The sequence below is a fragment of the Mesorhizobium sp. Arg314 genome (assembly GCF_053714275.1).
The window spans coordinates 1-1,181 of sequence record NZ_JBSKBP010000172.1 but is presented as its reverse complement, the minus strand read 5'-3'; the positions used below and the strand labels follow the sequence as shown (position 1 = coordinate 1,181).

The following is a 1,181-nucleotide window of genomic DNA, read 5'->3' as shown; positions in this document are numbered from 1 at the left end:
ACGTTCAATTTCATTCAAGGACCGCCACAGGCTCCCCGAGGAGGGTTTCGTCGACTTCGATACCCAGGCCGGGGCCACAGTCGTCAGGGATGCGAATGTCACCGGCCTTGACGACTAGCGGATTTTTGACCAAGGGTACGAGGTTATCCCGGTCATAGTCGTACAGTGTCCAAACGAGATTGCGCGGCAGCGTGTGTGCCATGTGTGTCACACACGCCGCGAGAATGCCTGTCCCATGGAAGTCCTCGATACGGACCGGCACACCCAAAATCCTGGCAAGGCTCATGGCCTGGCGAGCCGCCTCTAAGCCACCGACACACGACATCTTGAGCGTCGCGGCGTCCAGAATTCCCTCCTGAGCTGCCTGTAAGAACCGTCGCGGGCTGTCGAGGACCTCGTCCAGCATAAATGGGACCCCGGTCCGTTTGGCGACGATTCTGCATTCCTCATACGTATCGCAAGGGTTCTCGATCATAGGTGCAAGGTCTCGGACAGCGGATATGATCCTGATTGCGTCGTCCACGAGCCATGCACGGTTGGAATCATACCAGAACCGCTCATGGGGGAGTGCCAAATCCTGGACCATGCGGATGGTCGCGATGTCTTCATGAGCTTCGCCGGCGCCGACCTTGATCTGGAAACGGTAGACGCCACGTGCCCGCTCGGCTTCCAGAACAGCGAGAGTCTGCTCGCGCGTCCCTATGCGAACAAGGGTGTGAACCGGGAAGCTGTTGGACACGCGCCCGCCCCAAAGGTCCACAAGCGGCAGTCCATGAGCCTTCGCAGCGAGATCCCACAAAGCCATCTCCAAAGCGGCCTTCGCATTTCCATGCCCCCTCAGAGCCCGGGAAACGTCCTGGAATATTGCCGCGACTTGACGCGGATCCCGGCCCAGCACCACTGGTGCAACGTGCCGGATACCTTCGCGAGCGCCGGCGGAGATTTCAGGTAGGAAATATGGAGGTGCCGATACCACCTCTCCCCATCCGACCAGCCCGTCGTTCGTTTCGATCTTAACTACAAGATCATCCAGAGGAGGGTCGAAGGACTGGCTCGCGACGTATCGCGTCAAGTCCAAACCTATCGTAACCGGTATCGAGTAAAGGCTAATTCGCTTAATCTTCATTTGTTCCCCTTGCGGCCCGTCGGGCGGCGCGTCCACTTCGTTTCGATCAGGCGAG

1 protein-coding gene is annotated in these 1,181 nt (G+C 58.8%); it reads right to left on the bottom strand.

Going from position 1 to position 1,181, the window contains the following annotated elements; translation table 11 throughout:
- Nucleotides 1-10 precede the first annotated feature (10 nt).
- The coding region (locus tag ACWGS9_RS34875; RefSeq protein ID WP_454509438.1) for a mandelate racemase/muconate lactonizing enzyme family protein at nucleotides 11-1,181 on the bottom strand (1,171 nt) is incomplete at its 5' end.